Consider the following 13,056-nt stretch of genomic DNA (forward strand, 5'->3'; position numbering starts at 1 on the left):
TCGTTACTCGCCGCATGCCGTCCGGGGCGCTCACCTCGGACGGCATGCGGCCGTTCAAGGAGATCGGAGAGCAGCATTGTTGTCCGCCAGGCAGCAGGTATCAGCCTTCCTGCTGGATATCGATCGATACCAGAAGCAACTTGCTGATTTCACCCTCGACCTCTTCGTGGCGTTCCCGTTCGGGGAAGAAGCGACTCTTGTCCACCAGATTCTCATCGATTCCCGGAACGGATTGAGAGTCACCCTGTATCACTCCATCCGAATTCCCGATCCCGACTACGCCTACGAGCCCGGAGAATTCGATTTCACCGCCACTCTGGCGTTTTCCGAATCCGGCTGCGACATCGAGACGCTGATCGGAGCCAGTCTGGAATGCGCGGTCGGTGCAGCCGCCCCTGGGGCGTACACAATTCACCGGACGCGGGATTCCCGCCTCGAACTGGACGAGGCCCTGAACACTCTGGGGCGACGGGTCGACGAAATGTGTGAAATCCGTGATGCCCCGGAGCGGATCGGATTCGTCCGAAGATCGTGACATCAAGGCTGTTCCCTCTGTCCTGGATCGAGCATGACAGGCGTGGAAAAAGATGGAGTGTGCGATGACACCTCGACCCCTCTGAACTTTATCCGGCCGGAAATCGACCTCGCCCTGCTCAGGGCAGCGGTGGACGTCTTCCGGGAGGAGTTCTTCGAACCCAGGTGGGCGTCAGGAGCCCCCTGTCCCCCTTGGTGAGAGGCGCGCGTGTGAAGCGGTAGTGCGGTGTCACCGAAACGGGTCCCGCCGAGAACGCCTCGGCGGGGCCCTGCGCTCTGCGGGAGCGACCCTGCTTCCGAGGTGCCCGCCGCAACGAGGTCCATGGCTGCGCCCACCGGGGCCCGCCTGAGCACCATTGGCGCGGCGTGTCGGGAATGTTTCCATCCGGGTACCCGTCCGCATGGTGAAATCCCGCCGCCTGTGGGAGCGTGATTCTCACCACCCTTGATAAGGGTTGCGCTCAGATGAGCGGATCGTGGGCGGTTGCACTTCATCAAGGGGTGGCACTGAGTGCCACCTCTTGATCGTTCATCGATCGAAATCAAACGCGCATGACCCTCGCTCATCTGAGCGCGATGCGAACTCTACGAGCGTTGATGCGTTCAAGAAGTGAAGACATCGGCTGTCTCGTGCTGCCCATGCCTTGACTTTTGATCCGGTGGCGGACGGCGGGTTACGAGCGCATGACGCACAAGTGGACGTACCCAAGTGCCTTCGATCTGGGTATGTTCCTCGCCGTCAGGGCAGCCACCGCGTCCTCGAGGAGTCGAGACCCGTGTCGGAAAACAAAGATCCCCACGTAGCTCAGCCGGCAACGAGCGTTGAGGGCGTGAAGTTCGTTTACGACTTCACCGAGGGCAACAAGGACCTCAAGGACCTCCTCGGTGGCAAGGGCGCGAACCTCGCCGAGATGACCAACCTCGGCCTGCCGGTCCCTCCCGGCTTCACCATCACCACCGAGGCCTGCAAGGTCTACCTCGACAGTGGCGAGGAGCCGGCGGCACTGCGTGACGAGGTGAGTGCGCACCTCGTCGCCCTCGAGGAGAAGATGGGCAAGAAGCTCGGCCAGGCCGACAACCCTCTGCTCGTCTCCGTCCGCTCCGGCGCCAAGTTCTCGATGCCCGGCATGATGGACACGGTCCTCAACATCGGCCTGTCCGACAAGTCGGTCCAGGGCCTGGCCAAGCAGGCCGGCGACGACCGCTTCGCCTGGGACTCCTACCGCCGTCTCATCCAGATGTTCGGCAAGACTGTCCTCGGCGTCGACGGCGACCTCTTCGAGGAGGCGCTGGAGGCGGCGAAGGCGGCCAAGAAGGTCACGGTCGACACGGAACTGGAGGCGGCCGACCTCAAGAAGCTGGTCACCAAGTTCAAGAAGATCGTCAAGACGGAGGCCGGCCGCGACTTCCCGCAGGACCCGCGCGAGCAGATGGACCTCGCGATCAAGGCCGTCTTCGACTCCTGGAACGGCGACCGCGCCAAGCTGTACCGGCGCCAGGAACGCATCCCGCACGACCTGGGCACGGCGGTCAACGTCTGCTCGATGGTCTTCGGCAACCTGGGCCCCGACTCCGGCACGGGCGTCGCCTTCACCCGCGACCCCGCCTCCGGCCACCAGGGCGTCTACGGCGACTACCTCCAGAACGCCCAGGGCGAGGATGTGGTGGCGGGCATCCGCAACACCGTCCCGCTGGCCGAGCTGGAGCAGATCGACAAGAAGTCGTACGACCAGCTGCTCGGGATCATGGAGACGCTGGAGAACCACTACAAGGATCTCTGCGACATCGAGTTCACGATCGAGCGCGGTCAGCTGTGGATGCTCCAGACGCGCGTCGGCAAGAGGACCGCCGGTGCCGCCTTCCGCATCGCCACGCAGCTGGTGGACCAGGGCCTGATCGACGAGACCGAGGCGCTCCAGCGCGTCACCGGTGCCCAGCTGGCCCAGCTGATGTTCCCCCGCTTCGACGAGCACGCGAAGACCGAGCAGGTCGGCCGGGGCATCGCGGCCTCGCCGGGCGCGGCCGTCGGCAAGGCGGTCTTCGACTCGTACACGGCCGTGAAGTGGTCGCGCTCGGGTGAGAAGGTCATCCTGGTCCGCCGCGAGACGAACCCCGACGACCTGGACGGCATGATCGCGGCGGAGGGCATCCTCACCTCCCGCGGCGGCAAGACCTCCCACGCGGCGGTGGTCGCGCGCGGCATGGGCAAGACGTGTGTGTGCGGCGCGGAGGAGCTCGAGGTCGACACCAAGCGCCGCCGGATGACCGTGCCGGGCGGCCACGTGGTGGAGGAGGGCGACGTCATCTCGATCGACGGCTCCTCCGGCAAGGTCTACCTGGGCGAGGTCCCGGTGGTCCCGTCCCCCGTGGTGGAGTACTTCGAGGGCCGTATGCACGCGGGCGCCGACGACGCGGACGAGCTGGTCGAGGCGGTCCACCGCATCATGGCCTTCGCGGACCGCAAGCGCCGCCTCCGCGTCCGCGCGAACGCGGACAACGCGGAGGACGCGCTGCGGGCACGCCGCTTCGGCGCGCAGGGCATCGGCCTGTGCCGCACGGAGCACATGTTCCTCGGCGACCGGCGTGAGCTGGTCGAGCGCCTGATCCTGGCGGACACGGAGACCGAGCGCGAGGAGTCCCTCAAGCAGCTCCTGCCGCTGCAGAAGAAGGACTTCGTGGAGCTGTTCGAGGCGATGGACGGCCTGCCGGTCACCATCCGCCTGCTCGACCCGCCGCTGCACGAGTTCCTGCCCGACATCACCGAGCTGTCGGTGCGTGTGGCGCTGGCGGAGTCCCGCCAGGAGCCGCACGAGAACGAGCTGCGCCTGCTCCAGGCGGTCCACCGCCTGCACGAGCAGAACCCGATGCTGGGCCTGCGGGGCGTACGCCTGGGCCTGGTCATCCCCGGCCTGTTCACGATGCAGGTCCGTGCCATCGCCGAGGCGGCGGCCGAGCGCAAGAACGCCAAGGGCGATCCGCGCGCCGAGATCATGATCCCGCTCGTCGGCACGGTCCAGGAGCTGGAGATCGTCCGCGAGGAGGCCGACCAGGTCGTCGCCGAGGTCGAGGCCGCCACGGGCACCAGCCTGAAGCTGTCGATCGGCACGATGATCGAGCTGCCTCGGGCCGCCCTGACGGCGGGCCAGATCGCGGAGGCGGCGGAGTTCTTCAGCTTCGGTACGAACGACCTCACGCAGACGGTGTGGGGCTTCAGCCGGGATGACGTGGAGGCCTCCTTCTTCACCGCGTACCTGGAGAAGGGCATCTTCGGTGTCTCCCCGTTCGAGACGATCGACAAGGACGGCGTGGGCTCGCTGGTGAAGGCCGCGGCGGAGGCGGGCCGCCGGACCCGCCCCGACCTGAAGCTCGGCGTCTGCGGCGAACACGGCGGCGACCCCGAGTCGGTCCACTTCTTCCACGAGGTCGGCCTGGACTACGTCTCCTGCTCGCCGTTCCGGATCCCGGTGGCGCGGTTGGAGGCGGGCCGGGCGGCCACGCAGTCGGCGGGCAGCGACCACCGCTGAGTCGAGGCCGGCCCCGACCGGCCTCACCTGACCCCGGAGCCGCTGCGGTCCCCGACCCTCAGCACCGATCGCGGCGGCTCCGGTACGCAAGAGGAGGGCGGCACCCTGTGCGGGGGTGCCGCCCTCTTGCGCATGGCCGATCCGGGGCCCTGGCGGGGCGACGACGGCCCGGACCGCACTGCGGGTCCTGGAGGGCGGCCACGCCCCCGGCCGCAGGGCGCCGGACGTCGCACCGGCGAGGACTGACCCACTCGACGCGCCGCCAGGGCTTGCCCTGCCCGGGGGCGAGGATCCGGGGCGCCCCCTCCCGGCCCGGCTTGCGCGACCCTGACCCTGCGGTCGCCGTGGGGGTGCGTCAGGTCGATGTCCGCGCCGGCACCAGGGCGAGGACCGGGACGGTGACGGCCGCCACGTACACGGGCAGGGCAGCGATCGATCTCACCGCACAGAGGCGATGCCCGGCGCTCCGGGCCGGGAGCCGGGGACCGCAGTACGGTGGAGCCGCGCAGGCGGCGCACCTGCGTGAACGACTCCCGGACACAGCCGTTCTCGCGGCCGCACCCGCCGCCCGTCCTCCGGAGCTGCCGACGTGACCGAACAGTCCGCCGCACACGACGCCGCAGTCACCGACCGGGGCCGCCTCGCCGGAAGTGCCTACAGCAGCGACCGAGACCTGGCCGCCCGCCAGTCGCTCTACCAGTGGCAGACGCCCCGCTACGACCTGCCCGGCATCGTCGCCGAGAAGCTGAGCGGCGTGCGCGGGGGAGGGCGCGTGGTCGATGTCGGTTGCGGCAACGGCACGTTCATCCAGCGGCTCCGGCAGGACCGGCCCGACCTGGAACTGCTTGGCCTGGACATCGCACCCGGCATCCTCGCCGGCGTTCCCGGCCCGGTCGCCGTGGCGGAGGCCACGTGCCTGCCGCTGGCCACGGGGAGCGTCGATGCTGCCTTGGCGCTGCACATGCTGTACCACGTCCCGGACATCCCGCATGCGGTCAGGGACCTGTCCCGCGTCCTTGCCCGAGACGGGCTGGTGATCGCGTCGAACGGACCATCTTGGCGCTCAAGAACTCCCGCGCCGTGGCCACCAGGTTCGACAAGCGCGCCTATGTGTTCCACGGCACCGTCACCCTCGCCTCGATCCGGCTCTGGCTCCGCTCGTGACCCGCACGACAGGTCTTTAGGCGCCGGTCCGCCCGTCGACGAGCTCACGCACGACGTCGAGGTGGCCGTTGTGGCGGGACGTCTCCTCAATGAGGTGGAGGATCACCCAGCGGAGGTCGACGTGGCGGCCGTCGCTGATGGGACGCTTGGCCGTTGAGTTCAGCTCGTGGTCGGACACCAGGCGACGATAGCGGGCACTCTGCTCCTCGTACTCGGCGAGAAGCTGGGGCAACGGGATGTCGACTGCTGTCCGCATCTCAGGATCGGGATCATCGTCGGTCGCCTCGGAGAGCGGCCCCGCAAGCTCCTCGCCCAGAAATATCACTTGGAACCAGTAGTACTCGACCCACCGCAGATGGCTGATCAGCCCGCACACCGTCATCAGCGGCGAACTCGGGAGTGGGCCCTTGCGAGCGTCTTCGGCGGACACGCCCTCACACTTGGCTCGCGCGGTGTCACGGGCGTAGTCCAGGAAGGTGGCCAGCTGCGTACGCTCGTCCCACGCGGGAGGCGTGTCGGTTCGTTGAGGCATCGCGGGGAGTTTCCCGCAGTTCGGAACGGGTGTCGACTTAATTGATCGAAGTACCGTCAAGTGCCACAGCACCGGCTGTGCTCAGCGAGAGCTTGGCAAGATCCGCCGGACAGACCCTAGGCATCTCATGTCGTCGGTGGGTCAAATCGAGGCGTGAACGATGACGAGTCCAGGCCGCTTATGCCTCCCCGCGCGGTCGGGTGGTCGAGGGAGGCGGTAGCGTCCTCGGCATGCTGGACGGCCCTGACCTGTCGGTGGTGCTGCGGGGCGGGGTGCGAACTCGCTCCCAGGCCTGGGACTTCGTGCGCTGGTTCGCCGATGCATGGATGGGTTGCCGTCTGCGATGGGAAGACGGTTGTGCCGAGGACGAGTTGGCGACTGCGGAGGCTGATCTAGGCTTCGAGCTACCGGCTGCCTTGCGTGAGGGTTTTGAGCTCTTCGGCCGGCGGGACGACCTGACCCGACAGCAGGACCCTCTGGTCCGGCCGACTGGGCTCTACGTCGATGAGGCCTTGAACGGTGTTCTGGTCTTCCGGCGCGAGAACCAGGACTGCGCGTTCTGGGGAATTCCGCTGGACGAGATCGAGCAGGAGGATCCGCCGGTGGTGGTGGAATCGCACGAGGGTTGGATTCCCTTCTTCGATCGAATGTCCTTGGCCTGGGTGGAACTCGTGCTGAGCGAGTCGCTCTTCGGGGCGGACAGCCTCTACGACGCCTGCGAGCTCCCGGACGCGCTGGTGCCGAGCCTCCACGCTCGCTATGCGCGGGTGGACCTGCCTGACCATCCGATGTGGGCGAGCACGGACGACTCACCAGTGCGCTGGTATGCGGCTCCTGGCCGACTGGTGCGCCGGGACGGCATCGAGGACCAGTCCTGGATTCACGCGCGTGGACGTACACCTGCCGACCTCGAAACCATTCGGGCAGAGCTCCCTGGGCCGTGGGTCTGCTGATCCCAAGCCGAGGCAAGCGGTGTCAAGCGTCAGGTGAAGCCGCAGTGTCAACCATCAACCGAGACAGGACAAACCCCAGACGCCCGTGTCTGATCCCAGTGGGACAGAACTTTCCCTACTTCATCACGTGCCCGCGCACGGCGCGGGCGCGCGCCGCCTCTGCGGCGCGGCCTGCCTCCGCCGGAGCTTACGGGGCCATGATCACTCGCCCCAAACAAGCTCCAGCCCAAAGTCGTTCCGCCGACCTCACGTGGTCTCGGATAGCCACGCTTGCGTGATCAAGCCTCCTGCCTGCGGATTTGCCTAGGCGAGGGGTTTGATCGCTGTTACTCTCCGGCAGATCGTTGCATCGATATGTCGATGCGTCTTGAGTTGGGGGCAAGGTGCAGAAGAAGCACAAGGTGGGGCTGGCCGCGGCTGCGGCGGTGCTCGTGGCGGTGCCCGGCGGGCTGGTGGTGAAGAGCCAGGCCACGGCGGCCGAGCAGGAGGCGGAACAGAAGTCTCTCGAGCAGGCTGCCGAGGAGGTTTTCCAGCGGCGCGCGGATGCACCTCAGGCGTACTGGCGGAAGTACGCCCCGCCGGGGGGCAAGGTCTGGAACCAGGCCGACGCCAGAGCCGACGTGACGGAGGTGGAGAGGAAGGGCGCCAAATTCACGGTGGACGTCAATGAGATCACCACTCCGTACGTTTCCGACACGTATGGCAAGGGACTGGAGCCAACCACGCCTTATGTGGGGTCCCACCGGTTCGTCTTCGAGCGGAACGGGGACGACTGGCGTCTCGTCAAGGACCTGACGGAACAGCTATCGAAGTAGCGCGCCTGCCTGCGTGTCCGCCCGTTCAGCCGCCACAGGCGGTCCAAAACCAAGTCGGCCTGCGGAGCGGGCTGGGACTTGGCGGCGGTCTGGCATTCATGGATCCTCGCACCAGCCGAGGGCAGCAGCCCGAGCGGGCTCGGATCGAAGTCCTTGCTCTCTGGGGCAGATGCTGAACGAGGCCCTCGATCACGCCGTAGTGCATCACGGAGGGGATCAGCGGATCAGGGGATCTGGGGAACGAGGGCCGATGAACAACGCGACTGAGGTGTTCCAGCCACTGCAGGCGGACGATCCGCCCCAGGTGGCCGGTTACCGTCTCGCGGCCCGGCTCGGCGCGGGGGGCATGGGACGGGTCTACCTGTCGCACACGCAGGGCGGCCGGCCGGTGGCGATCAAGGTGGTACGCCCGGAGCTGGCCGACGACCCGGACTTCCGGCGGCGGTTCGGCCGGGAGATCAAGGCGGCCCGGCGGGTCCGGGGCGCGTACACAGCCGAGCTGATCGACGCCGACGCGGACGGCGTGCCGCCCTGGCTGGCCACGCTGTACGTGCCCGGGCCCTCCCTGGCGGAGGCCGTCGCCCGGCGTGGACCGCTGCCGGTGCCGGCGGTGCTGTGGCTGATGGCGGGGGTGGCCGAGGCGCTGCAGGCCATCCATGGTGCGGGAATCGTGCACCGGGACCTGAAGCCGTCGAACGTGCTGCTGGCGGCCGACGGGCCGCGTGTGATCGACTTCGGCATCTCGCTGGCCTCCGACGTCACCTCGCACACCGCCACGGGTGCCGCTGTCGGCACGCCCCAGTTCATGGCTCCCGAGCAGGCGACCGCGGGTGAGGTGACGACGGCGACCGACGTCTTCGCGCTCGGCCAGACAGCGGCGTTCGCGGCACTGGGCGAGCCGCTGTACGGGGGCGGCCCCTCGCACGGCGTCCTGTACCGAATCGTGCACTCGGAACCCGACCTGTCCCAGCTGCCCGAGCAACTGCGCCCTCTGATCGCACGGTGCCTGGCCGCCGCTCCGGAGGAGCGGGCCACCCTGGCGGAGGTCGTCGAGTGGTGCCGGCAGCGGCTGGGCCCGGAGGCCGACGCGGGCGCCGGGCCGACCGTCTGGCGGGAGGTCGCGGGGCCGGAGGTGACGGTTCCGGCCCCGGCGCCCGATCCCACCCCGGTGCCCGATCCCACCCCGGTGCACACGCTGCCGTTGATCGCACCGCCGTATCCGTATCCGGCGGTCCAGGTCGACCGGCGGGCCCGTCGAAGACGCGCCGCGTTGATCACGGCCGCCGCCGTGGCCGCGGGTGGGGTGCTGGTCGCCGGCCTGGCGTGGACGGTGTCGGAGGTGAGGGACCGGCTCCGCGACCGCGACCGGGACACCGCGGCATCCTCGACGCCCGGTCCGACAGCATCCGAACGGTCGTCGGCATCCGCGCCGACGGAGGGGTCCGCCCCGGCGGCGGGGTCCGCGGCGGCGGGGTCCGACGGTCAGCAGCCGGATGCGTCCCACCCCTCCGCAACCGAGTCCAGGACGCCACAAGCCGTGCCGTACGCCCAGCGAATGCTGGACGAGAAGAACTCACTGCGCATCGAGGACGGGGTCCTGCTCGACAACCGCAAGGGCGACATCCGCTTCGTCTGCGAGGAGATCGGCTGCGCGCTGGAGAGCGACACCAGCACGATCACCCAGCTGTTCGGCGTCACGGGAGCCACCTTCGACGAGTGTCGCCTCCTCGCGGGGGGCGCCACGGCCCGCCGCTTCCCGCTGGCCGCTGCGGCGGCGGGCAGCGAGTTCTGCGTCAAGCACCGCAACGGAGACATCGCGCTGCTCGTGGTCCAGCAGAAGTCGACCGCGTTGTGGGACTCCCCGGGGATCAGCTTCCTGACCGCGGACATGACGGTCTGGCGGGCGGCCTAGCCGACGATCCGGGGCTCGCGCGGGCTGAGCCCGCAGTGGGCCGGGCGGCACCCGACGGGGGTGCCGCCCTTTCGGAGTGCCGCTACTCGCAGCCCGTGCCGTCCCCGTCCCGGTCGAGGTGGCGCCCGTAGCCGGGATCCCCGGCATGCACGGGTGCCGCGCCGGCGGCTCGGGCCTCGCTGCAGTTTCCGTAGTACACGTCGGCGGAGTTGCCGGAATCGCCGGAACCGCTGTCGTCCTCCGCTGCGGCCGCCGCGGTGACCGTCTTCGTCACCTTCACGGTCTTCGTCGCCGTCGCCGTCACCGTGACCGCCGGTTCCGGAGCGGCCGTCGCCGTGGCCGTGGTGGTCACGGTGACCGTCGGCTGCGGCGATGCGGCCGACGGCTTGGCGGCCGTCGGCTTCGCGTCGGTGGTCGTGTTCTCGTCGCTGCTGCCTATGCCCACGCCCAGGAACAGGGCGAAGGCCAACGCGGGCAGGACGTAGCGCTTGCGCGCCCACTTGGGGGCCGGGCGCGGTGCGGGCGGGGTGGGATACGGGTGGGTGTACGGGTTGGTCATGGTGTCCCCCCAGGGCTGTGGCTTGTGGGGGACGAGGGTATGGCCGGAAATCGATGCGTGGAGGAAGGATGGCTAATTTGTGATGATCATGTGTTCGTTCCGGTCACCAGCCCTCCGCGCCCTCTCCCAGTCGTCGGTGCCACCAGGGGGCCGTCTGGTCCGCCCTCGGGTCCGGCAGGGTGCGGAGTCTGTAGCGGTGGTCCAGTCTTCTCAGGGTGCGGGACAGTTCCGCCCGGGCACTCGGGGGCAGGTGACGCACCGTCTCCTCCAGGACGTCCCGTGCCTCGCGGACGTCGTCCAGGCCGCAGCCGGGGCAGGCGGGGCAGACCGCCGTGCGGGGGTAGAGGGTGCGTCGGCCGGGCGTCGCCAGGAACTCGCGGTAGCGGCGCAGGGCGCGTTGCGTGGCGCCGGGGGAGAGGTGGTAGGAGCCGGTCGAGTCGTGTTCCGCGCGGTGGATGGCCAGCGTGGTGCGGGTGGACAGGCCGGGGATGCGTGGGGGAGGGGGCATCGCCCGTACGCGGGTGACAGGAGTCCGGAGGGCGCGCAGGGCGCCGGGGCCGTTACGCGGCATCTGCCTTTCGGCAGGTGGTGAGCATCAGCATGGGGTCAGCATGCCAGGTGGGGGAGGGATGCGGGCGGCCCTTTGTCGAACCAGTGGGCCGCCCCGCCCCTGTTCGTCAGAGCTGTACCGCCACCCCCGTGAACGTCGTCTCCGGGGTCTGCGGGCTCGTGAAGCGGGCGTTGACCAGGTAGAGGCGGTTGCCGTAGCGGGCCGCCGTGGTCGGGACGTCGAAGTCGGGGGAGGTGATCGTGCGGGTCAGGGTGGCGGTGGTGGACGTGCGGTCCAGGTGCCAGACGGTGACCTTGTTCAGGCGGTTCTGTACGACGTAGAGGGTGCGGCCGATGCGGACCAGACCGTCGCCGTTGGTCACGTCGGTCGCGCCGGCCAGCGTGATCCTGGTGGCGTGGCCGGTCCTGAGGCTCACGTTGTACAACTGGCCCGCGTTGACGACGATCAGGCCGCGGCCGTCGGGGGTGGCGACGAGGCCGTTGGCGCTGTTCGTTCCGGCGGGCGCCTGCACCCACTCGCCGGTGAGGGGGAGGGCGCGGATGTCGCCGGTGCGGCCGCGCGGGACGCCGTAGAGGACGTCGTCGCGGGAGTCGGTGAACCAGGCCCGGTCCTGGTGCAGGACGACGTCGTTGATGAACGGGGCGGTGTTCTGCGTGAGCTGGTAGGTGGTGAGCAGCTTGCCCGAGCGGGAGTCGATGATCTTCGCGGTCCCGCCGGCGCCGCCGCAGACGTACAGCAGGCCGTCGTCGTCCAGCTTCAGGCCTATGGAGGCGAGGCCGGCGCCGCCCTCGTGGAGCACCTTGCCCTCACCGGTGCGCAGATCGGTGCGGTAGATGCCGCCGTTGGCGCGGGAGCCCATGTAGGCGTACGGCCTGCTGCCGATGGTGATGCCCTCGGGGAGCCAGCCGTCGGGGAGGGGGAAGACCGTGGGCCAGGTCGCCGTGCCGGACTGGGACCTGGCCTCGGCGGGGGCTGCCGTGGCGGCCAGGGTCAGGGCGGCCAGGGTGCCGCCGAGGACGGTTCGGCGGGACAGGTCGGGGGTCATGTCGGTGCCTCCGGGGGTGGGGTCGGGCGGCGGGCTCGTCATGCTCGACTTGCTTCCATCTTGTACTTCGTTGGCGAGTAACGAGCCGCCGTCCGACCGTGTTCCTCCGTTTGCCTGTCAGGTTCCTTTCAATTCCGCTGTCGGATTCCTGTCGGTCCGGCCTCGCCCTCGGCGACGGCCTCCCTCGGAGCCGGCCTTGCTACGCCCGGAACGGGCCCTTCACCTCGTACGTGATCCCGCCCGACGAGCTGCCCGACGTGCCGCGCTGGCTGGAGAAGTACAGGCGGGTGCCGTCGGGGGAGAACGCCGGGCCGGTGATCTCCGAGCCCGACTGGCCGTCGATGCGGAGGAAGGGGGCGATGACGTCGGTCGGGGTGATCACGCAGATCTCCATGTTGCCGCCGTCCTCCGCCACGAACAGGTCGCCGGAGGCGGAGCCGGTGATGTTGTCGACTCCGGTGAGGGGTGCCGTGCCGGAGGTGACCAGGGAGTCGTCGTACGCCAGCTCGTAGGTGTTGTTCGTCAGGTTGAGCTGCCAGACCCGGTTGTCACCCTTCGTCGTGAACCAGACCGTGTCGTCGGCGTAGTGGCAGCCCTCGCCGCCGTTGAAGGACTTCGAACCCGACACCTGGGTGCGGGTGGTGGTGGGGGAACCGTCCGGGTCGGGGACGTTTGCCCAGGTGAAGGAGCCGGAGGTGCCGGAGCCGGCGACCATGACCTGCAGGGTGCCGGAGGACAGGTCGCCCCAGGTCGTCGGCACGAAGCGGTAGAAGCGGCCGTTCGTCTCGTCCTCGGTCAGGTAGATCACCTTGCGCACCGGGTCGGCGGCCGCGGCCTCGTGCTTGAAGCGGCCCATCGCGTCCCGGCGGATCGCCGCCTTCGTGCCCCACGGGTCCGTCTCGTAGACGTAGCCGAGGGAGACCTCCTCGCAGGACAGCCAGGTGTTCCACGGGGTCTTGCCGCCCGCGCAGTTCTGGCGGGTGTTGGAGAGGATCCGGTACGCGCCGGTGATCGCGCCGGTCGAGGAGAACTTCACCGCGCTCGCGCCGCCGGACGGGTTGATCTCCGAGTTGGAGACGTAGATCCAGCCCGTGCCGTCGGCGTAACAGGCGCCGCCGTCGGGGGCGTTGTGCCAGGTGTACGACGTTCCGGAGACCGTCTGGCCGGAACGGGCGATCACGCGGCTGGTGAAACCGCTGGGGAGTCGGATGCCGTTGGCGTCGGGTGCGCCGAGCGCCCCGTACGGGCTCGTGCCGGGCTGCGCCGGCGCGGCGTACGCGGCGCCGCGCCACAGGGTTCCGCCGAGCACGGCGGACGAGCCGCCGATGACGGCCGCACGCAGGAGGGTACGACGTTCCACTCTTGCTCCAGGGGTGCTGGACCGCCCCGCCGCCGGTCGGCGGCGGGGTGCGGGGGGTGCGGTCGGGAGGCTAGGAGCGCAGGGTGG

At 69.3% G+C, this 13,056-nt stretch carries 10 protein-coding genes and 2 pseudogenes; 7 read left to right on the forward strand and 5 right to left on the reverse strand.

The genetic code is table 11. The annotated features are described in order from the left end of the window. The first annotated feature begins 79 nt into the window (after nt 1–79). The 4 genes and pseudogenes from IE263_RS18885 to IE263_RS48635 all read left to right on the forward strand — a co-directional run. Complete coding sequence (locus IE263_RS18885) at nt 80–535, forward strand: hypothetical protein (protein ID WP_189937921.1); 456 nt, start codon at nt 80–82, stop codon at nt 533–535. 775 nt (nt 536–1,310) lie between these two features. Then, complete coding sequence (gene ppdK / locus IE263_RS18890; protein WP_189937923.1) at nt 1,311–4,058, forward strand: pyruvate, phosphate dikinase; 2,748 nt, start codon at nt 1,311–1,313, stop codon at nt 4,056–4,058. Between the two features lie 772 nt (nt 4,059–4,830). Further along, nucleotides 4,831–5,079 (forward strand): annotated as a pseudogene (locus IE263_RS48630) (class I SAM-dependent methyltransferase); the annotation flags it as partial. A 17-nt stretch (nt 5,080–5,096) separates the two neighbouring features. Beyond that, nucleotides 5,097–5,222 (forward strand): annotated as a pseudogene (locus IE263_RS48635) (IS5/IS1182 family transposase); the annotation flags it as partial. Nucleotides 5,223–5,238: 16 nt separating this feature from the next. On the opposite strand, the gene IE263_RS18900 reads toward IE263_RS48635, so the two are convergent. Next, nucleotides 5,239–5,754: a DinB family protein gene (locus IE263_RS18900; RefSeq protein WP_189937925.1), complete on the reverse strand. Its 516-nt coding sequence runs from the start codon at nt 5,752–5,754 to the stop codon at nt 5,239–5,241. 230 nt (nt 5,755–5,984) lie between these two features. Between IE263_RS18900 and IE263_RS18905 the strand changes: the two genes are divergently transcribed. From IE263_RS18905 to IE263_RS18915, 3 genes are all read left to right on the forward strand, one after another. Further along, a complete protein-coding gene (locus tag IE263_RS18905; RefSeq protein ID WP_189937927.1) occupies nt 5,985–6,707 on the forward strand; it encodes an SMI1/KNR4 family protein in 723 nt (240 codons plus the stop codon). A gap of 383 nt (nt 6,708–7,090) precedes the next feature. Then, the gene (locus IE263_RS18910; protein ID WP_189937929.1) at nt 7,091–7,522 is read left to right on the forward strand and encodes a hypothetical protein; all 432 of its coding nucleotides are present in this window, start codon (nt 7,091–7,093) and stop codon (nt 7,520–7,522) included. A 250-nt stretch (nt 7,523–7,772) separates the two neighbouring features. Beyond that, entirely contained in the window at nt 7,773–9,434 is a 1,662-nt protein-coding gene (locus IE263_RS18915) for a serine/threonine-protein kinase (protein WP_189937930.1), read from the forward strand. Between the two features lie 82 nt (nt 9,435–9,516). Here IE263_RS18915 and IE263_RS18920 read toward each other — a convergent pair whose 3' ends face one another. The 4 genes from IE263_RS18920 to IE263_RS18935 all read right to left on the reverse strand — a co-directional run bounded on the left by IE263_RS18920 (nt 9,517) and on the right by IE263_RS18935 (nt 12,969). After that, nucleotides 9,517–9,993 (reverse strand): excalibur calcium-binding domain-containing protein, encoded by a 477-nt coding sequence (locus IE263_RS18920; RefSeq protein WP_189937932.1) that lies wholly within the window; start codon nt 9,991–9,993, stop codon nt 9,517–9,519. Between the two features lie 103 nt (nt 9,994–10,096). Next, the gene (locus IE263_RS18925) at nt 10,097–10,564 is read right to left on the reverse strand and encodes a hypothetical protein (protein ID WP_189937934.1); all 468 of its coding nucleotides are present in this window, start codon (nt 10,562–10,564) and stop codon (nt 10,097–10,099) included. A gap of 106 nt (nt 10,565–10,670) precedes the next feature. Further along, a complete protein-coding gene (locus tag IE263_RS18930) occupies nt 10,671–11,609 on the reverse strand; it encodes an SMP-30/gluconolactonase/LRE family protein (RefSeq protein WP_189938318.1) in 939 nt (312 codons plus the stop codon). Nucleotides 11,610–11,808: 199 nt separating this feature from the next. Continuing rightward, complete coding sequence (locus IE263_RS18935) at nt 11,809–12,969, reverse strand: alkaline phosphatase PhoX (protein ID WP_189937936.1); 1,161 nt, start codon at nt 12,967–12,969, stop codon at nt 11,809–11,811. Nucleotides 12,970–13,056 lie beyond the last annotated feature (87 nt).

This window comes from Streptomyces aurantiogriseus (assembly GCF_014649375.1).
Classification (GTDB): Bacteria; Actinomycetota; Actinomycetes; order Streptomycetales; family Streptomycetaceae; genus Streptomyces; species Streptomyces aurantiogriseus.

What these genes read in the sequence shown, in the direction of transcription:
- IE263_RS18900 (WP_189937925.1), bottom strand. Translation starts at nt 5,754, where the DNA reads ATGCCTCAACGAACCGACACGCCTCCCGCGTGGGACGAGCGTACGCAG.
- IE263_RS18905 (WP_189937927.1), top strand. Translation starts at nt 5,985, where the DNA reads ATGCTGGACGGCCCTGACCTGTCGGTGGTGCTGCGGGGCGGGGTGCGA.
- IE263_RS18915 (WP_189937930.1), top strand. Translation starts at nt 7,773, where the DNA reads ATGAACAACGCGACTGAGGTGTTCCAGCCACTGCAGGCGGACGATCCG.
- IE263_RS18920 (WP_189937932.1), bottom strand. Translation starts at nt 9,993, where the DNA reads ATGACCAACCCGTACACCCACCCGTATCCCACCCCGCCCGCACCGCGC.
- IE263_RS18925 (WP_189937934.1), bottom strand. Translation starts at nt 10,564, where the DNA reads ATGCCGCGTAACGGCCCCGGCGCCCTGCGCGCCCTCCGGACTCCTGTC.
- IE263_RS18930 (WP_189938318.1), bottom strand. Translation starts at nt 11,609, where the DNA reads ATGACCCCCGACCTGTCCCGCCGAACCGTCCTCGGCGGCACCCTGGCC.